The organism is Paenibacillus sp. FSL R7-0340 (assembly GCF_038002205.1).
GTDB lineage: Bacteria > Bacillota > Bacilli > Paenibacillales > Paenibacillaceae > Paenibacillus > Paenibacillus polymyxa_B.
On record NZ_JBBOBY010000001.1, the window covers coordinates 2,672,002 to 2,695,648 of the forward strand.

At 47.0% G+C, this 23,647-nt stretch carries 23 protein-coding genes; 22 read left to right on the top strand and 1 reads right to left on the bottom strand.

What is annotated here, in order from left to right; genetic code table 11:
• Positions 1 to 57 precede the first annotated feature (57 nt).
• A complete protein-coding gene (locus tag MKX59_RS11840; protein ID WP_023989150.1) occupies positions 58 to 903 on the top strand; it encodes a sporulation protein YpjB in 846 nt (281 codons plus the stop codon).
• A gap of 77 nt (positions 904 to 980) precedes the next feature.
• Here MKX59_RS11840 and MKX59_RS11845 read toward each other — a convergent pair whose 3' ends face one another.
• The gene (locus MKX59_RS11845; protein WP_023989149.1) at positions 981 to 1,850 is read right to left on the bottom strand and encodes a YitT family protein; all 870 of its coding nucleotides are present in this window, start codon (positions 1,848 to 1,850) and stop codon (positions 981 to 983) included.
• Between the two features lie 214 nt (positions 1,851 to 2,064).
• On the opposite strand from MKX59_RS11845, the gene MKX59_RS11850 reads away from it, so the two are divergent.
• The 21 genes from MKX59_RS11850 to asnS all read left to right on the top strand — a co-directional run bounded on the left by MKX59_RS11850 (position 2,065) and on the right by asnS (position 23,645).
• Positions 2,065 to 2,394: a nucleotide pyrophosphohydrolase gene (locus MKX59_RS11850; protein WP_023989148.1), complete on the top strand. Its 330-nt coding sequence runs from the start codon at positions 2,065 to 2,067 to the stop codon at positions 2,392 to 2,394.
• A 50-nt stretch (positions 2,395 to 2,444) separates the two neighbouring features.
• The gene (locus MKX59_RS11855; RefSeq protein ID WP_013310696.1) at positions 2,445 to 2,963 is read left to right on the top strand and encodes a tetratricopeptide repeat protein; all 519 of its coding nucleotides are present in this window, start codon (positions 2,445 to 2,447) and stop codon (positions 2,961 to 2,963) included.
• 31 nt (positions 2,964 to 2,994) lie between these two features.
• Positions 2,995 to 3,798 carry a 4-hydroxy-tetrahydrodipicolinate reductase gene (gene dapB / locus MKX59_RS11860; RefSeq protein ID WP_023989146.1) on the top strand — a complete coding sequence of 268 codons (804 nt, stop codon included), beginning with the start codon at positions 2,995 to 2,997 and terminating at the stop codon, positions 3,796 to 3,798.
• Between the two features lie 56 nt (positions 3,799 to 3,854).
• Positions 3,855 to 4,292 (top strand): methylglyoxal synthase, encoded by a 438-nt coding sequence (mgsA, locus tag MKX59_RS11865; RefSeq protein ID WP_023989145.1) that lies wholly within the window; start codon positions 3,855 to 3,857, stop codon positions 4,290 to 4,292.
• On the top strand, positions 4,289 to 4,981 hold the full coding sequence (gene bshB1, locus MKX59_RS11870; RefSeq protein ID WP_023989144.1) for a bacillithiol biosynthesis deacetylase BshB1: 693 nt from the start codon (positions 4,289 to 4,291) through the stop codon (positions 4,979 to 4,981). Before mgsA ends, bshB1 begins: the two co-directional genes overlap by 4 nt.
• Positions 4,982 to 5,187: 206 nt before the next feature.
• Positions 5,188 to 6,351, top strand: a complete 1,164-nt coding sequence (bshA, locus tag MKX59_RS11875; protein ID WP_023989143.1) for an N-acetyl-alpha-D-glucosaminyl L-malate synthase BshA — start codon at positions 5,188 to 5,190, stop codon at positions 6,349 to 6,351.
• Positions 6,352 to 6,406: 55 nt separating this feature from the next.
• Positions 6,407 to 7,729, top strand: a complete 1,323-nt coding sequence (locus tag MKX59_RS11880; RefSeq protein WP_028540648.1) for a CCA tRNA nucleotidyltransferase — start codon at positions 6,407 to 6,409, stop codon at positions 7,727 to 7,729.
• Entirely contained in the window at positions 7,722 to 8,696 is a 975-nt protein-coding gene (locus MKX59_RS11885) for a biotin--[acetyl-CoA-carboxylase] ligase (protein WP_028540649.1), read from the top strand. Before MKX59_RS11880 ends, MKX59_RS11885 begins: the two co-directional genes overlap by 8 nt.
• 345 nt (positions 8,697 to 9,041) lie before the next feature.
• On the top strand, positions 9,042 to 9,941 hold the full coding sequence (panB, locus tag MKX59_RS11890) for a 3-methyl-2-oxobutanoate hydroxymethyltransferase (RefSeq protein ID WP_023989139.1): 900 nt from the start codon (positions 9,042 to 9,044) through the stop codon (positions 9,939 to 9,941).
• On the top strand, positions 9,938 to 10,876 hold the full coding sequence (panC, locus tag MKX59_RS11895; RefSeq protein ID WP_023989138.1) for a pantoate--beta-alanine ligase: 939 nt from the start codon (positions 9,938 to 9,940) through the stop codon (positions 10,874 to 10,876). The genes panB and panC overlap by 4 nt, the downstream gene beginning before the upstream one ends.
• Complete coding sequence (panD, locus tag MKX59_RS11900) at positions 10,869 to 11,252, top strand: aspartate 1-decarboxylase (protein WP_013371641.1); 384 nt, start codon at positions 10,869 to 10,871, stop codon at positions 11,250 to 11,252. Before panC ends, panD begins: the two co-directional genes overlap by 8 nt.
• 82 nt (positions 11,253 to 11,334) lie before the next feature.
• Positions 11,335 to 11,967: a tetratricopeptide repeat protein gene (locus tag MKX59_RS11905; protein ID WP_023989137.1), complete on the top strand. Its 633-nt coding sequence runs from the start codon at positions 11,335 to 11,337 to the stop codon at positions 11,965 to 11,967.
• A 157-nt stretch (positions 11,968 to 12,124) separates the two neighbouring features.
• Positions 12,125 to 14,992 carry an ATP-dependent DNA helicase DinG gene (gene dinG, locus MKX59_RS11910; protein ID WP_053325663.1) on the top strand — a complete coding sequence of 956 codons (2,868 nt, stop codon included), beginning with the start codon at positions 12,125 to 12,127 and terminating at the stop codon, positions 14,990 to 14,992.
• A gap of 44 nt (positions 14,993 to 15,036) precedes the next feature.
• On the top strand, positions 15,037 to 15,690 hold the full coding sequence (locus MKX59_RS11915) for a redox-sensing transcriptional repressor Rex (protein WP_023989135.1): 654 nt from the start codon (positions 15,037 to 15,039) through the stop codon (positions 15,688 to 15,690).
• The gene (locus tag MKX59_RS11920) at positions 15,677 to 16,978 is read left to right on the top strand and encodes an amidohydrolase (protein WP_023989134.1); all 1,302 of its coding nucleotides are present in this window, start codon (positions 15,677 to 15,679) and stop codon (positions 16,976 to 16,978) included. The genes MKX59_RS11915 and MKX59_RS11920 overlap by 14 nt, the downstream gene beginning before the upstream one ends.
• Before the next feature lie 37 nt (positions 16,979 to 17,015).
• Positions 17,016 to 17,540, top strand: a complete 525-nt coding sequence (locus MKX59_RS11925; RefSeq protein WP_023989133.1) for a cell wall elongation regulator TseB-like domain-containing protein — start codon at positions 17,016 to 17,018, stop codon at positions 17,538 to 17,540.
• 446 nt (positions 17,541 to 17,986) lie between these two features.
• A complete protein-coding gene (locus MKX59_RS11930) occupies positions 17,987 to 18,520 on the top strand; it encodes a hypothetical protein (protein ID WP_023989132.1) in 534 nt (177 codons plus the stop codon).
• The gene (locus MKX59_RS11935; protein WP_025723104.1) at positions 18,513 to 20,015 is read left to right on the top strand and encodes an AAA family ATPase; all 1,503 of its coding nucleotides are present in this window, start codon (positions 18,513 to 18,515) and stop codon (positions 20,013 to 20,015) included. Before MKX59_RS11930 ends, MKX59_RS11935 begins: the two co-directional genes overlap by 8 nt.
• 136 nt (positions 20,016 to 20,151) lie before the next feature.
• The gene (locus MKX59_RS11940) at positions 20,152 to 21,024 is read left to right on the top strand and encodes a 3-hydroxyacyl-CoA dehydrogenase family protein (protein ID WP_023989130.1); all 873 of its coding nucleotides are present in this window, start codon (positions 20,152 to 20,154) and stop codon (positions 21,022 to 21,024) included.
• On the top strand, positions 21,021 to 22,217 hold the full coding sequence (locus tag MKX59_RS11945; RefSeq protein WP_023989129.1) for an acetate/propionate family kinase: 1,197 nt from the start codon (positions 21,021 to 21,023) through the stop codon (positions 22,215 to 22,217). The genes MKX59_RS11940 and MKX59_RS11945 overlap by 4 nt, the downstream gene beginning before the upstream one ends.
• Positions 22,218 to 22,349: 132 nt before the next feature.
• Positions 22,350 to 23,645 (top strand): asparagine--tRNA ligase, encoded by a 1,296-nt coding sequence (gene asnS / locus MKX59_RS11950; RefSeq protein WP_013310674.1) that lies wholly within the window; start codon positions 22,350 to 22,352, stop codon positions 23,643 to 23,645.
• Positions 23,646 to 23,647: the final 2 nt, after the last annotated feature.

The following is a 23,647-nucleotide window of genomic DNA, read 5'->3' on the forward strand; positions in this document are numbered from 1 at the left end:
AAAGCAAGTTCTAGTCCCGGTAACCTTGCCATACAGTAAGGTGAGGAGGGATGTCCCATGTTTAGGGGTCAGGCGTTTCAAATTATGATACGTATTGTTTCGAGTGTTGTTTTATCTATGGTCCTGCTGCTGTCTGTCTGCGTCCCTCCAGGTGTGGCAGAAGCGCGTGATCAGTCAAAACCCATAGGAAATACAAAAGAAATTGAGGAACTAGATCATGCAGCTGCGATACTGTACCGGGATGTCATGGACGGGAACATTGAAAAAGCGCGCGCGGATGTAGCCGAGGTGAGTCGATGGTTTGGCACCGGACAGGTGCAGGCAGCGTTATCTGTAGAGGCCATTCATGCTTTGTCCGGCAGCATCCTTGAGGTGCAGCAAGCTACACAGTCCGTCCAAGCATCACCGGATGAGTGGGTGAAGGCTGCGGCCAATTTACGACTTGCGACCGATGCGCTTGCACATCCGCGTCAGCCTTTATGGCAGCAGTATTATAAGATTTTAAAAGAAGATGTTAGTGGCTTGAACAGCCAGTTTGCTAAAGGTAACATGAAGGGTTTCAAAGCTGGAGCCGCAGTGCTGGAGGACCACTATGAGACGATCCGTACAGCAGCATTGATTCATGGCAGAACAAGTGAAGTTGTCCGGGCTGATTCATGGATTTCCTACGTCAAAGGTTTGGGGGATCAGCAAAATGCAGATGCCTCAGCGATTAGAGGGGCGTTGGATCAGGGGAATCCGACGTTTAATGCCTTGTTTGGACGTGAAAAAGACGCCACTGCCCTGGCGCCATTTATCCCGCGTGAAAGTGAGCGCCGGGCAGAATTGGCAATCGGCATGATTGTTCTGCTGGCGCTGGTCTATGCAGGTTATCGTAAATATCGAGCTGGTCTCTCTGGATAACGATGCAAAATTCAAACATTCGCGTCGTTGGCTGCTGAGCCATCCATATAGGTTAGCCCATCGCCCGGATTTCCGGGCTATTCCTCTTTGAACCCCTCTCCATGTACATCATGCACATCCTGTATGATAATAAACGCCCGTGGATCAACCGATTTAACAATTTGGTGCAAACGTCGTATTTCCTGACGAGGCACGACACAATAGGCAACATGCTTGGCCTGCTTGGAAAATGCACCTACAGCCGGAATAATAGTAACTCCGCGATCCATGTCCCTAATAATAATATCCGCAATGTCCATCGTGTGGTCGCTGATAATCATAAAGGCTCTGGCGGAATAGGCCCCTTCTTGTATAAAATCAATAATCTTGGACGCGATGAACACGGCGACTAATGTATATAGAATTTTTTCTTTTGGTATGTAAAGTAGTGAAGCACCGATAATGACAATATCAATGACCAGCAGAATCCTTCCCATACTCCAGCCAAACTTCCGGTTTAGAATACGAGCGATAATATCCGAGCCGCCCGTAGTGCCGCCAAAGCGGAACACAATACCTAACCCGGCCCCAAGCGTAACCCCTGCATATAATGAAGAAAGTATAAAATCGTGTTCAGTCTGAAACGTTCCCATCCATCCGAAATGAATCATTTTTTCAAATAACCACAGAAAAAAAGTGAGCGACCCGATACCTACCCCTGTATATAGAATTTGCTTGCCCCCAAGCATTTTCCAACCAATTAAAAATAAAGGAATGTTCAGAAGTAATGTGGAGAGAGAGGGTGAAATCGAAAAAGCATAATTAAGCAGCAGGGTGATCCCTGTAATACCACCTTCCATCAGTTTACTGGGTATAATAAAATAAAGCAGACCGAATGCATAGATGGCGGTCCCGAGCACAATGGATAAAATCATTTTAAGCTGTTCCATGGACTTGGATATCTTCATATAATCCCTCGCAGTAGCAGTTTAAGGAAGAACGACTTCATGCTGATTTTGCTAAATCGCAGCTCCTTATATGTAGTATACCTTTTTACGCTAGCTTTAAAAGACTGATGACTGTAAGTTGGGATCATAAGTACACAATTAAAAAAAATTTGTTTTAAAATGTGCTTTACGATAACATATGAATAAACCTGCACATGGGGGGATTGCGTGTTTCATGGAAAAATCATTAGATGAAATTCAACGTGAGGTAGACCAGTATATATCTCAATTTAAGGAAGGGTATTTTAGCCCTTTGGCGATGTTGGCCCGGATGTCTGAGGAAGTCGGGGAACTGGCGAGGGAAGTCAATCACTCCTTTGGCGAGAAACCGAAAAAAACGGATGAGGCGGACAATTCCATTGAGCTAGAGCTGGGGGACATTTTGTTCATCACAGTTTGCTTTGCGAACTCACTAGGTATAAATTTGACCGAGGCTCATGATAAGGTCATGCAAAAATTTAACACGCGTGACGCGAATCGCTGGACTAAAAAGGACACCGATTAGGCGTTTTGTACATATGCTGTACCAAACCGGTTACCCGGAGGTGCAGTGTCATGAAGGCGGAGGAATACGTTCAGAAAGCTTATCAGTGCATTTTGCAGAACGATTTTGAGCAGGCCGTGGAATGGTTTGAAAAAGCAATTTCAGCCCAGCCTGATCATGCGGAGCATTATTTCCGGTGCTCGGTTACCTATGCTCGCAGTGGTCGTTTGGAGCAGGCTCTCGCATATGCAGAGCATGCGGTTCGTCTTGCTCCACAGCAGGATGAATATGTTCTCCATCTGCATGCGCAGGAAGCCAGGCAGCATACGGAGAAGGCCAGAAAAATGCTGGATGTTGACAGAGCTACGCCACAGGTGCGTCAGGATGCGATTTTACTACTGGAACGAGCAATAGCCCTCGATCCGTTATGTGGGGATGCTTTTTTGCTGCTTGCATTGATTTATGACGAATTGAATGAGTATAAGCTGGCTGTGCAGGCTGCTCGTGAGGCGGCTGCACTGTTTCCTCACAATGTGCAGCTTGCCAACCTCATGAAGAAGTTATGCCAGCAGATGAATGAACAGATCTAACACAAATGGATGCATAAGGAGTTGTAGGGATATGTCAGAACCAATAAAAGTGGCTGTTGTAGGAGCAGCAGGGCGTATGGGCCGTGAAGTTATCAAATTGGTTCTTCAGGATGAGGAACTACAGCTTGTGGCCGCAGTGAACAGAACACATGCCGGCAGTGATGCCGGCCTTCTCGTCGGACTACCGGAAGCGGGTATCGCTATTGTGGAGGATGTGGAGCAGGCTTTACTGGAGAGTCGTGCGGATGTCATGGTCGATTTTACGGGGCCGCGTTTTGCGTACGCACATACAGCGCTTGCTATCAAGCATGGAGTTCGTCCGGTTATCGGAACGACAGGGTTTACCCCCGAACAGATTGATGAACTGGACAAGCAGTGTCGTGAGCAGCAAATTGGTGGTCTGATCGCGCCAAACTTTTCGATTGGGGTCATTTTGATGATGCGTTTTGCGGCTCAGGCAGCGAAATACTTCCCACATCTGGAAATCATCGAATATCATGGTGACCAAAAATTGGACGCGCCATCGGGCACAGCCATTAAGACCGCAGAGCTGATCGCCGAACAGCGTGAAGAGCTACGACAGGGTAACCCGGAAGAGGAAGAAACGTTAGAAGGATCACGGGGGGGTTACTATCAAGGGTTCCGTGTCCACAGTGTCCGTCTTCCCGGTGTGTTCGCACAGCAAGAAGTTATATTCGGAGGATTTGGACAATCTCTGAAAATTCGTCAGGATTCTTATGAACGGGCGGGCTATATGCCTGGTGTTAAAATCGGAATTCAGAAGGTCATGGAGCAGCCAGGGCTTGTATATGGATTTGAGCATTACATCGATTAAGAATACGCGAATGATTTGACGAATGAAATTATAGAATGAGGCAGGAGGAACTTTGAATGTTAAAGATTGCATTTATAGCGCATGACCGAAAAAAGGATGAAATGGTGAATTTCATAACGGCCTATGAGCATGTTTTTACAGATCACCAATTATTTTCAACAGGTACAACAGGTCTGCGCATTATGGAGCAAACCAAGCTTCAAATTCACCGTTTCATGTCCGGGCCGCTTGGAGGAGATCAGCAAATCGGGGCTATGGTTGCGCAAAATGACATGGACTTGATTATATTCTTGCGTGATCCGCTCATGGCACAACCGCATGAGCCGGACATTAGCGCCTTGTTACGTTTGTGTGACGTGCAGGGGATCCCTTTGGCAACTAACGTTGCAACTGCTGAAATACTGGTCAAAGCACTAGACCGTGGCGATTTTGCTTGGCGTGAGCTGGTACATAAATATAAACCGGGCATCGACCAGCAGGGTGATGTAAAATGACGTTGGACATCCTGATTTTCGGAGCCCATGCCGACGATGCAGAAATAGGAATGGGTGGCACGATTGCCAAGCATACAGCCGCTGGTTTAAAGGTGGGCGTGTGCGATTTGACGCGGGCTGAAATGTCATCCAATGGTGATGTGGATACTCGTATGTCAGAAGCTGAACATGCTTCGAAAGTGCTCGGGCTTGCTGTGCGTACGAATTTGGGTCTGCCTGATCGTGGATTAAATGTGACTCCTGAACATGTAGCTGCAGTTACAGCAGAAATTCGACGCCATGCACCGAAAGTTGTATTCGCTCCTTATTGGGAGGATCGGCATCCAGACCATGTCATGTGCAGCAAGTTGGTGGAGGAAGCGGTATTTAACGCCAAGTTGCGACGCTTTATGCCAGAAAATCCTGCGGTACAGGTAGAGCAATTATATTTTTATTTTATTAATGATATTGGCAGAACGGATTTGATTGTGGATATTACCGAGCATTATGAAGCTAAGGAACAGTCGTTGTTGAGTTATGCTTCGCAATTTCAGGCAACGCCTGGAAAGGATACAGTATCCACACCATTAAATCAGGGATATGTAGAACGCGTAAAAGCTCGCGACTCGTTGTTGGGTCAGCGCAAACTGATTTCGTATGCAGAAGGCTTTGCGTCCAAAACGCCATACCTGGTTAAGCTATTCACATAAGGATTTTGCAAAAATCCAATAGGCGACTTCCAATGATAAGATATAGATCGAAATGGTTTAGTTTGTCTATATCTTGTACTTCGGAGCGATTGGAATCGAATTTAGCAAAATCCTGACATAAGAATTCTATACTTGAGCATTTTGCAGAATGTTAAAATAAATCGGCAGAAAAGTTATCACTGATGGGCGGAAGGAGGCAGCTTAGCTTGAATGACAAACTGAAAATTGGAATTACCTGTTATCCGTCGCTGGGTGGCTCCGGCGTAGTGGCTACTGAGCTGGGCAAGTTGCTGGCAGAAAAAGGGCACGAGGTTCATTTTATTGCCAATAGCATTCCGTTCAGATTAGGCGGGGCGTTTCAGAAAAATATTTTTTATCATGAGGTTGAAGTTAACGATTATTACGTGTTTAGATATCCGCCATATGATTTGTCACTGGCGACCAAAATGGCCCAAGTCGCACAAATGAAGAATTTGGACGTACTCCATGTTCATTATGCGGTACCACATGCAGTATGCGCTTACTTGGCGAAGGAAATGGTGGGTGATCATCTGAAGGTGGTAACCACCTTGCATGGTACGGACATTACCGTGTTGGCACAGGATGAGTCGTTGAAGGACCTGATTCGGCTGGCTATTAACAAAAGTGACGCTGTGACAGCGGTTTCCAAGGATTTGATTCGGGAGACGATAGATGCGTTGGAAATTACACGGCCTATTGATTTAACCTACAATTTTGTAGATAAACGGGTATATTATCCACGAGATGCCGCTGCGCTTAGAAGTGATTTTGCCCAACCGCATGAAAAAATAATGATGCATATTTCCAATTTCCGTCCTGTCAAAAGGGTGGGAGATGTGTTGGATATATTTGAAAGAGTGCAACGTAAAGTACCTGCGAAGCTTCTGTTGGTGGGGGAAGGACCGGATCTTCCAAAAATCCGTTGCAAAATCGAGACTTTAGGTCTGCAAGATAAGGTCTTCTTTTTAGGTAAGCAGGATCAGATCGCAGAAGTGATTTCTATGGCGGATGTACTGCTGCTTCCCTCGGAAAAAGAAAGTTTTGGTCTGGTTGCGCTGGAAGCAATGGCCTGTGGAGTGCCGACAATCGGTTCTCAGGCAGGGGGAGTACCTGAACTCGTTGTGCATGGAACTACAGGGTATCTTGCTGAAATCGGTAATACGGAGGCAATGGCTGATTATGCAGTAGAGCTGTTGTCCGATGAAGCGATGGCGGAACGTTTCCGTGAAGCGTGTCTGACACGCGCCCGTACCGTTTTCTGTGATAAGCTGATTACCCGTCAATATGAAGAAATATATTACCGTGTGTTGGGACGCGAGGTGCCGGATCTTAAACCGATCAGCGTTTAAGGGGGCGGACTCGCGTCCGTTTTTTATATTGAATACTTGCAAAGGGGGAAACCCTGTGAATACAAATACTTGGCAATATGCTGACCAAGAGATGGCTCTTCATGGTAGAGAGGTCATACATACACTAACAGCAGCAGGACACGAAGCTTACTGGGTCGGTGGTTGTGTGCGGGATGAGCTATTAGGACGAGCTATTCATGATATGGATTTGACCACTTCGGCTGAGCCTGAACAGGTCATAGCGCTATTCCCTCACGTCATTCCGACAGGGATTCAGCATGGGACGGTTACGGTCATGCAGGGTGGTCATGCGTTCGAGGTGACCACTTTTCGTACGGAAAGCGGTTATGCCGATCACCGCCGCCCAACGGAAGTTGCCTTCGTGAAGGATATCCGTGAGGATCTGATGCGACGGGATTTTACTATGAATGCGATTGCGATGGCAGAACACGGAGAGCGGGTGGACCCGTTTGGGGGAGAAGCCGATTTACGAGCTGCTCTCGTTCGTTGTGTAGGCCGAGCCGAGGAACGCTTTGAGGAGGACGGGTTGCGGATGCTGCGTTGCATCCGTTTTGCCTCTGTATTTCGGTTCCGCGTTGCATTCAACACCTGGAAAGGTATGATTCGGCGCAGAGAGGGACTTCGTTACATAGCCATGGAACGTGTGCGGGTCGAGCTGGAAAAGATGCTGGCGGGCCCTGACCCTTTACGTGGGTTGGAGATGCTGGGGCGTAGCGGATTGCTCGGCTGTACGAAGGTTCCGGTTCCCTGGGAGCAATGTGAAGCACAAGCGCTCAAGGGGATCGTTCAACTGCAAGAAGAACTGCGGTGGGGCCTGCTCTTAATGTCTTGTAGACTTACCTCAGAGGTAGCTGACGAGCTACTAAGAGCTTGGACCTTCTCCAACGCGGTACGACTTCGGCTGGTTCATTTGCTGGAATGGGAGACCGAATTAATCTACAGTACTAGTGTCATAGCTGGCGACTCCGTTACGGAGGAGTCTGACATTATCAACGATGAGGCACTGCGTCGTAGCTGGATTCGACTGCTAATTAGACTGGGAAAGGATACAGCTTCAGACTGGCTTGATCTTTACAATACACTGCCTGCTACATTCCGCGGATTACCGCCATGGGTAGAAAAGCATGTGGCGAAAACAGCCGAACTGGCAAGCTTGTGGACAAAGCAGGCTGTAGTCGTTCGTATCAAAGATTTAAATATTACAGGAAATGAACTGGTTCAGGAGATGAATCGACCAGGCGGACCTTGGCTGGGTCAGATGATGGAACAGCTTTTACAAGCTGTTGCCTGTGGAGATATTCCGAATGAAACAGAAACATTGCTTCAGGAAGCGAAACGGGTGATGAGTAGTGAATAATCATGAAAGATTGTTAGGCATACTGGAGGAAGGTACATCCGATTACGTATCAGGGGAGGAAATCAGCCGACGGCTCTCGGTTAGCCGAACAGCAGTATGGAAGCAGATCAACAAACTGCGTGAGTTGGGCTACAATATTGATGCCTCCTCGCGTCGGGGCTATCGGTTGATATCCCGACCGGATCGGCTAGAAGTCTCCAAATTGGCCGATATATTAAATACCCAATCGTTTGGCCAGCGTATCGTTGTACTGGATTCGACGGTATCCACTCAGCAGGATGCCATGCGTTTGGCAGAAGAGGGCGCGCCAGAGGGGACAGTAGTGCTTGCAGAGGAACAAACGGCAGGTCGGGGACGTCTGGGGCGGAAGTGGTATTCACCTCGTGGCAAAGGAGTCTGGTTGAGCATTGTGTTGCGCCCTACCCAGCCTTTGGCTTTTACCCCCCAGCTAACGCTACTTACAGGTGTAGCAGTGTGTAGAGCCATTCGTCGGCTGACGGGTGTGGAGGCTGGTATCAAATGGCCAAACGATCTGCTGATTCATGGTCGCAAAGTATCCGGTATTCTGTTGGAATCTGCAACAGAGGATCAACGGGTTCGCTATTGTATTGCAGGGATCGGCATTGACGTAAATTTGAATAAAGAAGATTACCCGGAAGAGTTATCGCAGGTGGGAACGTCATTGAAAATAGAAGCAGGGCGTGAAATTGACCGTACTGTGCTGATTGCCTCAGTGCTGGAAGAGATGGAACAGCTAAGTAAGTTGTATGCCGAGCAGGGGTTCCAGCCTATAGCCATGCTGTGGGAGGCTTTGTCCGTGACTATGAACCGTAGTGTACGGGCACATACCGGACAAGGGATAACTGTAGAAGGTACAGCTGTTGGCTTGGACCCTTCCGGGGCACTCGTGATAGAAACGGATCAGGGAGAGCGAATTCAGGTCATTTCAGGGGATATACAATTATAGAAGCGACCTTAGCTATGAAAACGACCGAAATCGTTCTATTCCCTGTGCAAAACTTCACGTGAAAAAGCTGATGTTTTTTGTTATACTGTGCAGGAGGCGGCATCGGACGGTCCGAGCTGCACTCCAGGGGCACATGCTCTACTTTAGCAAGTTTGTAAGACCATCATAACTTCATTTGAAGGTTACGTTGGATTCTGCTCTGAGCCGAACAGGACCGAGACAGAAGGGACGATCTCAAAATGAGTGTCTTTTTTGGCTGTTCGGACCTTTTGATGACGCAGATGTACAGGCGTTCATAAAAGGTTATTTTTTGTGCCAAAAAAAGATGGAAGGGAGCCATTCGCAATGGCAGGAAAACAAGCACTGAATATTGTGAAAATGAAAAAAATGAAGCAAGAGGGCATTCCGCTCAGTATGCTGACCGCCTATGATTATCCATCGGCTAAAATAGCCGAGGAGGCGGGAATTGACATGATTCTCGTAGGTGACTCGCTGGGTAACGTAGTTCTTGGTTACGATTCAACCATCCCTGTAACCTTGGATGATATCGTGTACCATTCCCGGGCAGTCGCAAGAGGCGCGGAACATACATTTATCGTAGCGGACATGCCTTTTATGACATATCACAGCAGCGTATCAGAAAGTCTTCAGGGCATCCGCCGTCTGATGCAGGAAGGACATGTGCATGCTGTTAAATTGGAGGGCGGAGCTGAAATTGCCGATGTCGTAAAAGCAACTGTTCAGGCAGGTGTGCCTGTATTGGGACATATCGGGCTTACTCCGCAATCGGTTAATCAAATTGGCGGCTATCGCATTCAAGGCAAGGACGAAGCGGACGCACGCCGGTTGATGGCGGACGCCAAGGCGCTGGAGCAGGCGGGTGCTTTTGGCGTTGTACTGGAATTGGTAACTGAGGAAGTGGCAACAGCGATTTCTAAAGAGCTTTCCATTCCAACCATTGGAATTGGTGCTGGACGTGGATGTGACGGTCAGGTACTTGTTTATCACGATCTGATTCAGTACGCATCGCCTTATTTCAGCAAACGCTTTGTTAAAACCTATGCCGATGTAGGCGGCTTGATCCGCAGCAGCATTGAGCAGTATGTGAGTGATGTGAAAGGGCGGGCATTTCCGGCCGCAGAGCATGTGTTCAGCGCGGATGACCGCGTTGTGGAATCCCTATACGGTAAGGCAAAAGGACAGACACAGGAACAAGCTAAGGAAAAGGTGGAATCTCGGTCATGATCATCGTAAGAGAAGTGGCTCAGCTGCGCAAGATTATTGCTGAACGTCGGCAGCTTGGGACAAACGGAGCAAAAACAATAAACGATTCTGCTTCTTTACAGCAACATAAAGTCGGCTTTGTACCAACAATGGGATACCTGCATGAAGGACATGCGAGCTTGATGCACAAGGCGCGTGAAATGGCAGATACGGTGGTGCTTAGCATTTTCGTAAATCCGATTCAATTTGGACCGAATGAAGATCTGGAAAGCTACCCCCGCGATGAAGCTCGTGATTTGGAGGTAGCACGGCGCGAGGGCGTGGATATTGTATTTTTGCCAACTGTAGCAGAAATGTATCCACAACCAACCCAAACCAAAATTCGTGTATCCGCTTTGACAGATCGCTTGTGCGGTGCCTCCCGTCCCGGCCATTTTGATGGTGTGACTACGGTGGTAGCCAAGCTTTTTAACATGATAGGTCCTGATTTGGCCTTTTTTGGAATGAAGGACGCGCAGCAGGTTGCTGTGCTCCAGCAGATGGTGACTGATCTCAATATGAACGTGACTATCGTACCTTGTCCCATCGTTAGAGAGGCGGATGGTTTGGCCCTCAGCTCCCGTAATGTGTATTTAAGTGCAGAACAGCGCGAGCAGGCGTTGGTGCTGTCCCAGTCATTGCGTAAGGTGCAAGAAGTGAGCGAAGATATTGTAACAAACACAATTACGATTCGTCAGCTACATCAAATGGTGGAGTCCACCATTACTTCCTCTCCTTTAGCAGACATTGATTACATTGAAATATTAACTTTTCCCGGTCTGGAGCCCCTTCTTCCCGAGCAACGGCTATGTGATGTTCAGGAAGACGTCATCGTAGCGCTGGCTGTGAAATTTGGCAATACCCGACTGATTGACAATATAAGAATACAGAAGGCGGAGGTGCTTTCCCATGTTTAGAACCATGATGAAATCCAAAATTCACCGCGCTACCGTTACGGAAGCTAACCTGAACTATGTGGGGAGTATCACTATAGATGAAGATCTCATGGAGACATCGGATCTGTTGGAGAATGAAAAGGTTCAAATTGTAAACAATAACAATGGAGCTCGACTGGAAACCTATGTTATCCCCGGACCGCGTGGGAGCGGAGTGATCTGTCTCAACGGTGCGGCAGCCCGTTTGGTGCAGCCTGGTGATACAGTCATTATTATTTCCTATGCTTCCATGTCGAATGAAGAGGCCAAAACATACAAACCAACAGTGGTATTTGTTGATGAACATAATAAACCAGCCCAAACGATGAACAAAGAAGTACACGCGACGATCATGTAATGAATGGGAGTGCGGATGAAACCCGTCTTTTAAGCGAAAAATGTGAGTGTATTAATCCATCTTTCATAAGGGCGGGATGCACATGTTCCAGCATGTATTCGCAGAAATGAACAGCATGTTAGATGATATCGTGAAGCATTACCCATCAGCCCAGGGCTCCCGCAGGCAGGAGCTGCTACAGCACTGGAGTCTGCTGCGGAGAATGAGTGACGGAATTATGGATGAGTGGCTGGCCTTTGAGGAAAAAATGGTTTGCTTGCGTGCGGCCGGATTTTCCGCAGAGACCGATATGTCTGACACTGAGCTGCCAGAAAAAGAGCTGCCAGCTTTTAATCGGGGGCAAGGGTATTATCGATTACTTATGTACCCTGAGGCGATCCAACAATTTGAGCAGGTACTACAGCATTTTCCGAACAGCTGGCAGAGTCGCATGTATATGGGAATGGCCTATTTTCAACTGGATGATCCAGCAGAGGCTGTATGCCATTTTCAGAAGGTGCTGGACCTGACTGAGCAGGCAGGACTAAAGGCGGTCATCTATAATGCGCTAGGCTGTCTGTTGGCAAAGCAGGCTGACGTAGAGGAGGCGCAAAAATGTTTTGCTCTCGCACATCAGTTCGATCCTGCGTTACCCGAGCCGCTGCACAATATGGAAGCCTGTTTGTCCGGTACCGAAATGCTTCGATACGACAGCTCCATGATGACCTGGATGTAGTTGTCAGACACCGAGTAAGACGATGCATGCCCACCTCCTCAGGCGGCGTGTGCATCGTCTTTTTTGGCTGTCTTAATTTCCAAACAGGCGATCTTCTGCTATGCTAATATATAGAGTTATTATTTTTGTAAGTGTCATAAGAAAGGATTAAGCCCGAATGAAATTTGCGGTATTGGATTTTGAAACGACAGGCACCCAGTCCGCGGATGACATCATTCAAGTCGGACTTGCAATTATAGATCATGATAACAGCATTTCCCGTGTTTACGGCTCTTATGTGAACCCTGGCAGATCTATTCCACCTTTTATCACTGGATTGACCGGAATTACAGACGATGACGTCAAGGATGCTCCTGCACTTGAAGAAATGATGATGGAGCTCGTGCCTATGCTGGACGATGTTGTGCTGGTCGGTCATAATGTGGCGTTTGATTTTAATTTTTTGCAAAACGCTCTGGATCGGTGCGGATATTTGCCGTTTAGCGGAAGAATCTTGGATACAATGGATTTTCTGAAAATTATGTTTCCATCGCTATCTTCGTATCAGTTAGGTTTTGTGTCTTCTGAGTTCGGGCTGGCGCATGATCGCCCTCACCAAGCAGACAGCGACGCGTTGGCTACGGCTGAGGTGTTTTTAAAGTGTCTGGGTGAGCTTCAAGCATTACCTCTGATAACGATACAGCGGCTTAGTGATTTGTTTGCAGAGGAAGACAGTGACCTTGGATGGTTTCTTGATGGGGTGCGTGAAGAGAAAGAGCTTGATCCTATTCAGGATTTGGAGGGACATCAGTTTTTTCGTCAGCTTGCGCTAAAAGTGGAAGATTGGACGGAGCTAGCTGCACCGCGTAGAGAAGATGACCCGAATCCACTTTCAGGTGTTTCCTTTGAGGAGTACATGGATGATGTGCGGGACAATTTGCGTTCATCCTTGAGCCAATATGAGGAGCGCGAGGCGCAGATACAGATGATTGAGGGTGTAAATCAGGCACTGAGTGAAGACAAGCATCTGCTGATCGAAGCAGGTACAGGAACAGGAAAGTCTCTCGGTTATTTGCTCCCATCGCTGTATCACAGTGTAAAAAAAGGACAGCGCGTTATGGTAAGTACACATACGATCAACCTGCAGGAGCAATTACGCGAGCGCGACATTCCTATGCTGACCAAGGTGATTCCGTTTCCGTTCCGGGCTGCTATTTTCAAGGGTCGGGGACATTATTTGTGTCTGCGTAAGTTTGAACATAAAATAAACAGAAGAGACTTCGCGACACCGAAGGAAGACTTAATTACAGCGGCTCAGATGATCGTCTGGTTGACGCTAACAGAAACCGGTGATGATGAAGAACTGAATCTGAGCAACCGTGGAGGGGATTTCTGGGAAACGGTGGCGAGTGATTCAGAGTCCTGTCTTGGTCGTTCTTGTCCATGGTTCCGCAAATGTTATTATCATCGTGCACGCCATGAAGCAGGAATAGCGGATGTCGTTATTACGAATCACTCTAAGTTGTTCACAGACGTCAAAGCCAGTCACCAGTTGTTGCCGAGCTATGAACATCTGGTGATTGATGAAGCCCATCACCTGGAGGAAGTAGCTGGTAAGCACCTAGGTATGCATATGAAATATTTCACACTCGTGCATACACTGACGCGACTGTTCAAAGACAGCAAGAATGGACAACTGCCTTCACTTCGTCAACAGTTGGCAAAATCGGGGCACGAGAAGTCGGCGGATTGGGCTTCAACCATCGACCAGATGTATCCGCTCGTGTTAGAGGTTAAGGAAACTTGGGACCTGCTAAGCGACAAGCTGTTTGGCATGTTGCCAGAGCGAAGCGATGCGACACCGGGTGAAACAGGACAGTTTTCTTCCCGTCTCAAACCTTCGGCCAAGCCTGCAAAGTGGGATCAGGCGGGTGCTTTGGAAAATCAGCTATATGTAACGATGAGCGAAATTTTGCGCAAGGGCGACAAGCTGATGCTGGACGTCAAGGAAGAACATGACGATTATGCGGCAGATAGCCTTATTACAGATATCACGGGTCTGCTCAAGGATTTGGCGGGAATCCGAGAAAATTTGCGCTTTTTTATCCGACTCGATGATGAAACAACCGTATACTGGCTCGAAGCGAGTGGGCAATTCCGTAGTAAATCATTGCAATTTTATGCGGTGCCCGTCGATGTGAGCCGCCAGTTGAAAGAAATGTTTTTTGACAAAAAAAGAAGCATTATTCTGACGTCTGCTACCTTATCGGTAGATAAGTCGTTTCAGTACATGATCGATCAGCTCGGCTTGCAGGAGGCCGCAGATCAAGAGCGGCTGATGACTTCGCAGCTCCCGTCACCCTTTAATTACAGGGATCAGGTGTTGCTGGTCATTCCACGGGATTTCCCAAGCGTGAAGGGCAGTGTAGGAGATGCACACTTTGTAGATATGCTCGTTAGCTCTCTAGGAGCGACTGCTCAGGCGACGCGGGGGAGAATGCTCGTTCTGTTTACTTCCTATCGGATGCTCCGGCAAGTGTATGAGCCGCTCAAAGAGGCCTTAGCATCCAGCGAAATTACTGTGCTGGGACAAGGTGTGGACAGTGGGAGTCGCAGCAAGCTAACCCGCCGTTTTCAGGAAGCCAAAGCTTCTGTATTGCTGGGAACCAGCAGCTTCTGGGAAGGCGTCGATATTCCAGGAAAGGCTCTGACTTGTCTGGCCATTGTTCGCTTGCCGTTTCAACCGCCGAATCACCCGTTGCTGGAGGCAAAAAGCGAGCTGCTTCAGCAGCAGAAGAAGAATCCATTTATGAAGCTGTCTGTACCACAAGCGGTCATTCGCTTCAAACAGGGATTTGGTCGGTTAGTACGTACAGCGAGCGACCACGGGGTCGTTATCGTTTACGATACGCGTGTGATCGAATCCTATTACGGAAAGCACTTTTTGTACTCGTTACCGGGACCAAAAATGGAGCATATGCCATCGGAGCAAATGGTGCCCCGCATCGCCGAATGGCTCCAATCCGCCCCGGAGACAGAGGCATAACGGACGGACACTAAGTATGTTCGTTACAATTAGGGGGAGCAAGTATGAAATCAGATAAAATTTCAGAGGCTGTCGTACGGAGGTTACCCGTATATTTACGTTATCTGAATGCACTTCACAAACGGGAGGTGGCTACGGTCTCTTCTCAAGAGTTGGGACAGAGGCTAGATTTGAACCCGGCCCAAATCCGTAAAGATCTCGCCTATTTTGGAGATTTTGGTCGGAAGGGTATCGGTTATGATGTTTCTTATCTAATTGAGAAAATACGCCATATCCTGAAAATCGACCAGCAAATTAATGTCGTATTGGTCGGTGCGGGTAATCTGGGGCAAGCCCTTTCGAATTATAACGCTTATTTAAAAGACAATATGAAGATTGTAGCAGTATTTGATGCGTTTCCAGATAAGGTAGGGACCAAGATCAATACATTGGTCGTTCAACCGATGGATGAACTGGAAGCCACTGTGAGAGAAAAAAACATTCGAATCGGGATTATTACCGTACCTGATTTTGAAGCACAGCACGTGGCTGACAGGCTTATTGAGAGCGGAATTGGAGCGATCCTGAACTTTGCACCGACTACTCTCAAGGCACCGGCCAACATTCGGATTCATGCCACAGACTTTACAACTGATTTGCTTAGCCTCGCTTATTATTTGGAGGACGGAAAGGAAGAAACACAATATGACAGTGAATAAATGGATGATTAAAAACGGCTCTTTTGCCGTAAATGGATCAGAAGCTGGGGTAGTCCATGGTTTTATGATTGTGGAGGATAGCCGCATTACTTACATTGGCGAGACTTTGCCTGCGGGTGAGGAAGAGACGGAAGCGATTGATGGTAAAGGGTTATTGTTTTTACCTGGTCTGATTAATACTCATGGTCATGCGGCGATGTCTCTGCTGCGTGGGCATGGAGATGACTTGGCACTTCAAGTATGGCTTCAGGAAAAAATGTGGCCTATGGAAGCCAAGTTTACATCTACCGACGTGTACTGGGGTACGTCCTTGTCTGTGCTGGAAATGCTGAAAGGTGGAACAACGACCTTCCTGGACATGTACGATCATATGGATGAGGTGGCTCGTGTAGCTGAAGAGTCAGGTATTCGTGCAAGTCTGATGCGTGGAGCAATTGGACTATGCTCGGAAGAAGAACAGCGAATCAAGCTGGCTGAGGCCGTGACTTTTGCACGTAACTGGCATGGTAAAGCAGACGGGCGTATTACAACGATGATGTCTCCGCACGCGCCATACACATGTCCACCTGCGTTTATTGAAAAATTCGTACAAGCAGCGCATGATCTGGACTTGCCACTGCATACGCACATGTCTGAGACGATCGCCGAAGTGGAGCAAAACGTACGCGACTACGGTTTGCGTCCAGTTGCACATTTGGATAAGCTTGGCTTTTTCTCCCGTCCTTCGCTTGTTGCCCATGGCGTTCATTTGAACGACGAAGAAATAGCTTTACTGGCTGAACGTGGTGTAGCGGTTTCGCACAATCCGGGTAGCAACTTGAAGCTGGCAAGTGGTGTGGCAAGAGTGCCTGAATTGCTGCGTGCAGGGGTTACTGTTTCTCTCGGAACGGATGGTCCTGCCAGCAATAATAACCTGGATATGTTCGAGGAAATGCGTCTGGCGGCACTTATTCACAAGGGTGTATCCGGTGACCCTACGGCAGTTCCTGCAAGTGAAGCGCTGCGTCTGGCAACAGAATACGGTGCAAAGTCGATTGGTTTAAAAGAAGTAGGAGCGTTGGCAGCAGGCAACAAGGCTGACTTTATCGCGTTGGATCTGAATCAGGCACATTTCTTGCCGCGTACAGATCTTATTTCCCATGCGGTATACTCTGCAAGCGCCAAGGACGTGGCTCATGTGTGGGTAGACGGTCGCCAGGTTGTGAAAAACGGCGAATGCCTGACTATGGACGAGGAACGTATCAAACATGAGGCACAAGCCGCCTTTGAAGGGCTGCTGTCGCGCTAATTTAGGTGTCACATCCCCTTAGAGAGGAAGCACGGGTTTGAAAAATAAGAAAAAGTGGATAGCGGTCGCCATTTTGGCCGTGATACTGATCCTGATCAGCATTTTCTGGTATTATTCCTATGTTACTCAAGACCAGGTGGCTGAGGAAAATGCCGCTATCATTAAGGCCAAGCAATCAGGTGGTCTGGTTAGCACGACTCAAACATGGAAGTCTGTGTGGGATCAGGTATATTGGGTGGTTCAAGGGAAAAATGCACAGAATGAAAATATAATGGTGTGGGTTCCTTTTCAAAAAGTGGAAGGAAAACCTAACATACCTGCCGCAGATAATAGCGGTGTTCACACCGAGTTGCTGAAGAACGGAGTCGATGAGCAAAAAATGACGGCAATAATTCAGCAGCAGCTTCCAGGTGCAAAAATTGTAAGGCTTCAGCCGAGTGTGTTCAATGGCGAATATGTGTGGCAGTTGTTTTACGATGATGGAAGTCATCATTACTACACCTTTTATCGTTTCTCAGATGGGGTAGCGACGGGTGTGAAATATACTTTGCCCAATAACTGAGCTGGTGTGAGGATTGGCAAATGTGGAATGAATGACTAGTAAATGATTAAAAGCTCAAGAAAAAGACGTAAATACGACAAAATTCGTATTTACGTCTTTTAGTTTTGCTATGCCGTAAAGCTGGCTGAAAGCCAGTGAAGCATCTTTACCTATCCATCTTCTCTCCTAGGTCAAATTCATCTTTGTGGCGGGCAACAGCGATCGTAAGATCAAATCCTACACGCAGCGTCTCGCCTCCACCATAACCAAAGATTTTGCCTCATCACAACTCCTCCACACATTGCCTTCGATATTAGATATACGTTATGATATACTATATTTTATAAGTGATAGACAAAAATGATAGAAAAAAGAATTGCTGATCACTATAAGATCATGCAATTTGGTTGTTTGTTGACATTCGTCCCGTTTCTTCTGGGTTTTACATTTTGAGAGGAGGATGTTGTTTGAAATTGCGTGCAGTTCCTATCGTTGTGGCGGCAGTTTTGGCAGCTTTGCTGCTATTTGGGGGATGGTTCATTTACCGTCAGGTTACAATGCAAAGTCCTCTGGAAAAACTGGTATCTCAATATCCAGGCGTGACAAGCGCTCAAATAGATATTAAACAGGATCAGGTTGTATTGAAACTAGATCTCAAACCGCAGGCGGATGTGGCCAGATTGGTCGATGTGGTTAAGCAAAAAGGACAATCCATCATTGGCAGCCGCACCATTAAGCTGGATATCGCAGATCGTTCCAATTCAGCACTGAATCAATGGTGGTCTGAGGCTATGTTTCCTGTGGCCGAAGCGATGGAAAATAAAAAGTATACTCAAATTTCATCTACAGTTGAGCAGATGAAAAAGAAAAAGACGGGTATCAAAGCTGATACCGACATGGATTCGAACAATGTCTATATCCGACTCAGCGAAGGTAAAGCGACCAAGTTTATCGTTTTGCCACGTCAATCTCAGCAAATGGGGGTATGGCCTAATGCCTAGATGGATTAAGGAAATATTAATCGGCATTGTGCCGGTAACCATTATATTTCTCGTTTTTATTGGGGTAAATATTATCCCTCTTCTGGTTGCTGGCGTGATGCTCAGCGGCTTGTTAATGCTTATGCATGCGCGTGGCGGTTTGGCCGTAGGTGCTGGGCAAGAGCGTAAACGTAAAAAAAATGGTCCGGACAAGCTGACTTTTGAGGAAATCGGTGGGCAAGAAAGCGCTAAGCAGGAACTGCGCGAGGCCCTGGATTTTTTGAATCGACATGATGAAATTTCCAAGTTTGGTATCCGTCCATTAAAAGGCGTTTTGCTCACTGGTCCTCCGGGAACAGGAAAAACGCTGATGGCGAAGGCAGCGGCACACTACACTAATTCTGTATTTGTTGCAGCCTCAGGTAGTGAATTTGTTGAAATGTACGTTGGTGTTGGAGCGGGTCGTGTCCGTGAGTTGTTTCGGGAGGCGCGTACTCGTGCAGCCAAGGAAAAGAAGGAAAATGCAATTATTTTTATTGACGAAATCGATGTAATTGGTGGTAAACGTGAGGGTGGACAGCAACGAGAATATGATCAGACTTTGAATCAGTTGCTGACAGAAATGGATGGTATTTATTCCGCAGATACACCGCGGATTTTGATCATTGCGGCAACAAACCGTAAAGAAATGCTGGACAGCGCCTTAACGCGTCCAGGGCGTTTTGATCGTCATATTCAAGTGGATCTGCCTGACAAGAAGGGCCGTCTTCATATTCTAAAAATTCATGCCAAAAACAAACCGATTCAGGAAGATGCAAATCTGGACAAAATTGCTGAGGAATCTTACGGGTTTTCCGGCGCACAGCTGGAGAGCGTGATGAATGAAGCGGCAATCTATGCGATGAGACAGGATCAGAAAATGATTGCGCAGAAGCATCTGTCGATGGCGATTGACAAAGTGATGATGGGTGAAAAGACAGACCGAGAATCGACCTTGGAAGAGAAAAAACGTGTAGCGATTCATGAACTAGGACATGCTATTATGGCCGAAATTGTTCGTCCCGGTAGCGTAAGCCAGGTAGCACTTAGCCCACGTGGGAAAGCGCTTGGCTATGTGCGCCACAATCCACAGCAAGAGCATTATTTATACACCAAGCAGTTCCTGGAGGAGCAAATTATGATCTCGCTCGCAGGGGCTACGGCGGAAGAAATGTACTATGGCGGTCGCAGTACTGGCTCAAGTAATGATTTTGAGCAGGCGCTGAACATCGTTCATACGATGATGACTTCCGGTTTGACTTCACTTGGCATTATTAACATGGAAATGGTAACCAAAGAAGAACTCATGCGGGAAAATGGCGAGATTATGGCTGACCTGCATACCCGAACTTTGGAGCTGCTGGAAAAGCATCGTCCTGTGTTCGACAACTCACTTGACATCCTGATGAAGGAAGAAACTCTGTCTGGAGACCAATTTAGATGTCAATTTAGTGAAAATGCTTTATTACCAGCATAATTTTTTATGCTGGTTATTTTTTTTTACTTTTAGTCCGTGCTAAGATATTATTATCTATTGGGACATAAACATGTATTTTTCGACAAAGAAGGATACAATATATGAGAGTGACCAGGAAAGGGTGGAGTAAAGAATCATGCAATTTAAAAAAATCGGCGTCATCGGCGGCGGCACCATGGGACAGGGGATTTCTGAAATGCTCGCGTCCAAAGGAATCGATGTGCTGCTGGTAGAGCAGACACCAGAGAAACTAGACTACGCCTACAATATGATTGAAACGAGTCTGGACAAACAACTGGAAAAGTGGGCAATTACTCAAGCTGAGAAAAAATTGATCTTATCCCGTATTCAAAAAGTAATCCATTTAGCGGAGCTCGGCAGCTGTGATATGGTCATTGAGACTATTACAGAGAATCTGGACGAGAAGAAAGCAGTGTTCCAAGAGCTAGACCATGTGTGTCCAAGCAATATTATTCTTGCAAGTAATACATCCACGCTGAGCCTGACCGAGCTTGCTAGCTCGACCAAGTATCCTGAGCGTGTTATTGGTATGCACTTTATTTATCCAGTATCCCGTATTGATCTTGTAGAAATTATTCGTGGTTTGAAAACTTCGGACGATACATTTGAAAACACTAAAATGTTCGTGGAAGAGATAGTGGAGAAAAAAGGAGTCATGATTTATGAATCTCCTGGATTCGTAACAAGCCGGATTATCTGTCTGCTGATTAACGAAGCGGCCCATGTACTTCAAGAAGGCGTGGCTTCCGCTGATGATATCGATGACGCTATGCGAATCGGATATAACTTCCAAAGCGGTCCTTTGGAAATGGCTGACCGCTTTGGTCTGGATTCCGTTTTAGCTGCTCTGGAGCGTATGTTCCGTGAATTCGGCGAATTGAAATATCGTCCGTCCATCGTACTGAAGAAAATGGTGCGTGCAGGTAATTTGGGCGTGAAATCGGGCGAAGGCTTCTTTAAGTACGACAAGGATGGTGACCGGATATGAAAATTCTCGTAATCAATGCAGGGAGTTCTTCCCTGAAATACCAATTGTATGATATGACGGACGAGTCCGTTCTGGCAAAAGGATTGGTAGAGCGCATCGGTATGGATTCCTCCATTCTGACGCATAAGCCAACCAATAAAGAAGAATACACTGAAGTTAGCGAGATTTTGGAACATACTACAGCCATCCGTAAAGTGCTGAACGTACTCACAGATGCTGAACATGGTGTAATCTCCAGTACTAGTGAAATTCAGGCTGTGGGCCATCGTGTGGTTCATGGAGGCGAAATCTTCAAACAGTCAGCAGTTGTAACGCCTGAAGCGAAGAGTGAAATTCGTCGCTTGTTTGACCTGGCGCCACTGCATAACCCTGCTTCCATGATGGGGATTAAAGCGGCTGAATTGAATATGCCAGATGTACCACAGGTTGTGGTATTTGATACCTCGTTCCATCAAACTATGCCTGAAAAAGCTTATATGTACGCCATTCCAAGAGTGTTGTACAATAAGTATAAGGTTCGTCGTTACGGTGCCCACGGCACTTCCCATGATTTTGTAAGTAAGGAAGCCGCCAAATTCCTTGGTCGTCCTTTGGAAGACCTGAAGATTATCACTTGTCATATCGGTAATGGTGGTAGTGTAACAGCAGTTCAAGGCGGTTTGTCTGTTGATACTTCCATGGGTATGACTCCATTGGAAGGTCTTATGATGGGTACTCGTAGTGGTGATTTGGACCCAGCAATCGTACCTTATGTCATGAACAAAGAAGAATTGACTGTCAATGAAGTCAATTCCATGTTGAACAAGCATAGTGGACTTTTAGCTATCTCTGGTATCAGCAGTGACATGCGTGAAATCACAGAAGGTATGGAAAAAGGCGAAGCTAATTCTACATTGGCATTCGAAATGTATGAATACCGTCTGCGCAAATACATTGGATCGTATGCTGCCGCAATGAACGGGGTAGACGTAATTGCATTTACAGCAGGTGTAGGCGAGAACTCCATCGTTCTGCGTAAGAGAGTGTTGGAGCAATTGACATTCCTCGGTATCGAGCTGGATGAATCGTTGAATGCTATTCGTTCTGGCGAGCCTCGTCGGATTACAACTGCAAATTCAAAGGTAGAAGTACTGATCATTCCAACGAACGAAGAACTGGTTATTGCCCGCGACACGTTCCGTCTGGTTCAGTAGTTCGGTTCGAAAGTGTAAACTTTATGCATGCGGACTATTGTTTGAGTTCCGCATGCACCAAACAGCGAGAGCAAACAGCCTGACCCAGGGGGAAGGGCTGTTTGATTTTCGGTTAAGAGGAGAGAGACGGTCATGACGAATAAAAGTACGATTGCCCAAGTGGGCCGCCATGTAGGGGAAACGGTTACAATCGGCGCTTGGGTAAACAATAAACGATCTAGTGGTAAAATTCAGTTCCTGCAACTGCGCGATGGTAGCGGGTATATTCAAGGGGTTATCGTGAAAAGCGAAGTGTCCGAGGATATTTGGAATGACGCCAAATCCTTGACTCAAGAGAGCTCCCTTTACGTTACTGGAGTGGTGCGTGAAGAACCGCGTAGCCAATCGGGCTTTGAATTAACGGTTACAGGCATTGAAATTATTCATTTGACCGAAAACTACCCGATTACACCCAAAGAGCATGGTGTAGATTTCCTGATGGATCATCGTCACTTGTGGCTGCGTTCCGCCAAGCAACGTGCTGTTCTGATCGTACGGGCGGAAATTATCCGTGCTGTACAGGAATTCTTTAACGGCAACGGCTTTACGAAGGTTGACCCACCTATTTTGACTCCTTCCTCTGCAGAAGGTACAACAGAGTTGTTCCACATTAAATATTTTGATGAAGATGCGTATTTGACACAAAGCGGACAGTTGTATATGGAAGCCGCGGCAATGGCGCTGGGCAAAGTGTATTCCTTTGGTCCAACTTTCCGTGCGGAAAAGTCCAAAACACGTCGTCACCTGATTGAGTTCTGGATGATCGAGCCTGAGATGGCTTTTGTGGATCATGAAGAATCCTTGCGCGTTCAGGAGCAGTTTGTAAGCCATATCGTGCAATCTGTCCTGAAAAACTGTGCGAAGGAGCTTGAAACAATCGGACGCGATGTTTCGAAGCTGGAGCAAATCCAAGGCGAATTCCCACGTATTACGTATGATGAGGCGATTGCCTTCCTTCAAGGTGAAGGTTTCGATATCCCATGGGGCGAAGACTTTGGTGCTCCTCATGAAACGGCGATTGCTGAAAGATATAACAAACCTGTGTTCATTACACATTGGCCAACTCACATTAAGGCATTCTATATGAAACCAGACCCAACCCGTCCAGAGGTTGTTCTGTGTGCCGATATGATCGCTCCTGAAGGCTATGGTGAAATTATCGGGGGTTCCCAACGGATTGATGATCCAGCATTGATGGAAGAACGTTTTAACGAGCATAACTTGGCTCGTGAAGCCTACCAATGGTATATGGATCTGCGCACCTATGGTACCGTTCCGCATTCCGGCTTTGGACTGGGCCTGGAGCGTACAGTAGCATGGATTTGTGGACTCGATCATGTACGTGAAACGATTCCGTTCCCACGTATGCTGTATCGTTTGTATCCGTAACC

What these genes read in the sequence shown, in the direction of transcription:
- MKX59_RS11840 (WP_023989150.1), top strand. Translation starts at nt 58, where the DNA reads ATGTTTAGGGGTCAGGCGTTTCAAATTATGATACGTATTGTTTCGAGT.
- MKX59_RS11845 (WP_023989149.1), bottom strand. Translation starts at nt 1,850, where the DNA reads ATGAAGATATCCAAGTCCATGGAACAGCTTAAAATGATTTTATCCATT.
- MKX59_RS11850 (WP_023989148.1), top strand. Translation starts at nt 2,065, where the DNA reads ATGGAAAAATCATTAGATGAAATTCAACGTGAGGTAGACCAGTATATA.
- MKX59_RS11855 (WP_013310696.1), top strand. Translation starts at nt 2,445, where the DNA reads ATGAAGGCGGAGGAATACGTTCAGAAAGCTTATCAGTGCATTTTGCAG.
- dapB (WP_023989146.1), top strand. Translation starts at nt 2,995, where the DNA reads ATGTCAGAACCAATAAAAGTGGCTGTTGTAGGAGCAGCAGGGCGTATG.
- mgsA (WP_023989145.1), top strand. Translation starts at nt 3,855, where the DNA reads ATGTTAAAGATTGCATTTATAGCGCATGACCGAAAAAAGGATGAAATG.
- bshB1 (WP_023989144.1), top strand. Translation starts at nt 4,289, where the DNA reads ATGACGTTGGACATCCTGATTTTCGGAGCCCATGCCGACGATGCAGAA.
- panB (WP_023989139.1), top strand. Translation starts at nt 9,042, where the DNA reads ATGGCAGGAAAACAAGCACTGAATATTGTGAAAATGAAAAAAATGAAG.
- panC (WP_023989138.1), top strand. Translation starts at nt 9,938, where the DNA reads ATGATCATCGTAAGAGAAGTGGCTCAGCTGCGCAAGATTATTGCTGAA.
- panD (WP_013371641.1), top strand. Translation starts at nt 10,869, where the DNA reads ATGTTTAGAACCATGATGAAATCCAAAATTCACCGCGCTACCGTTACG.
- MKX59_RS11905 (WP_023989137.1), top strand. Translation starts at nt 11,335, where the DNA reads ATGTTCCAGCATGTATTCGCAGAAATGAACAGCATGTTAGATGATATC.
- dinG (WP_053325663.1), top strand. Translation starts at nt 12,125, where the DNA reads ATGAAATTTGCGGTATTGGATTTTGAAACGACAGGCACCCAGTCCGCG.
- MKX59_RS11915 (WP_023989135.1), top strand. Translation starts at nt 15,037, where the DNA reads ATGAAATCAGATAAAATTTCAGAGGCTGTCGTACGGAGGTTACCCGTA.
- MKX59_RS11920 (WP_023989134.1), top strand. Translation starts at nt 15,677, where the DNA reads ATGACAGTGAATAAATGGATGATTAAAAACGGCTCTTTTGCCGTAAAT.
- MKX59_RS11935 (WP_025723104.1), top strand. Translation starts at nt 18,513, where the DNA reads ATGCCTAGATGGATTAAGGAAATATTAATCGGCATTGTGCCGGTAACC.
- MKX59_RS11940 (WP_023989130.1), top strand. Translation starts at nt 20,152, where the DNA reads ATGCAATTTAAAAAAATCGGCGTCATCGGCGGCGGCACCATGGGACAG.
- MKX59_RS11945 (WP_023989129.1), top strand. Translation starts at nt 21,021, where the DNA reads ATGAAAATTCTCGTAATCAATGCAGGGAGTTCTTCCCTGAAATACCAA.
- asnS (WP_013310674.1), top strand. Translation starts at nt 22,350, where the DNA reads ATGACGAATAAAAGTACGATTGCCCAAGTGGGCCGCCATGTAGGGGAA.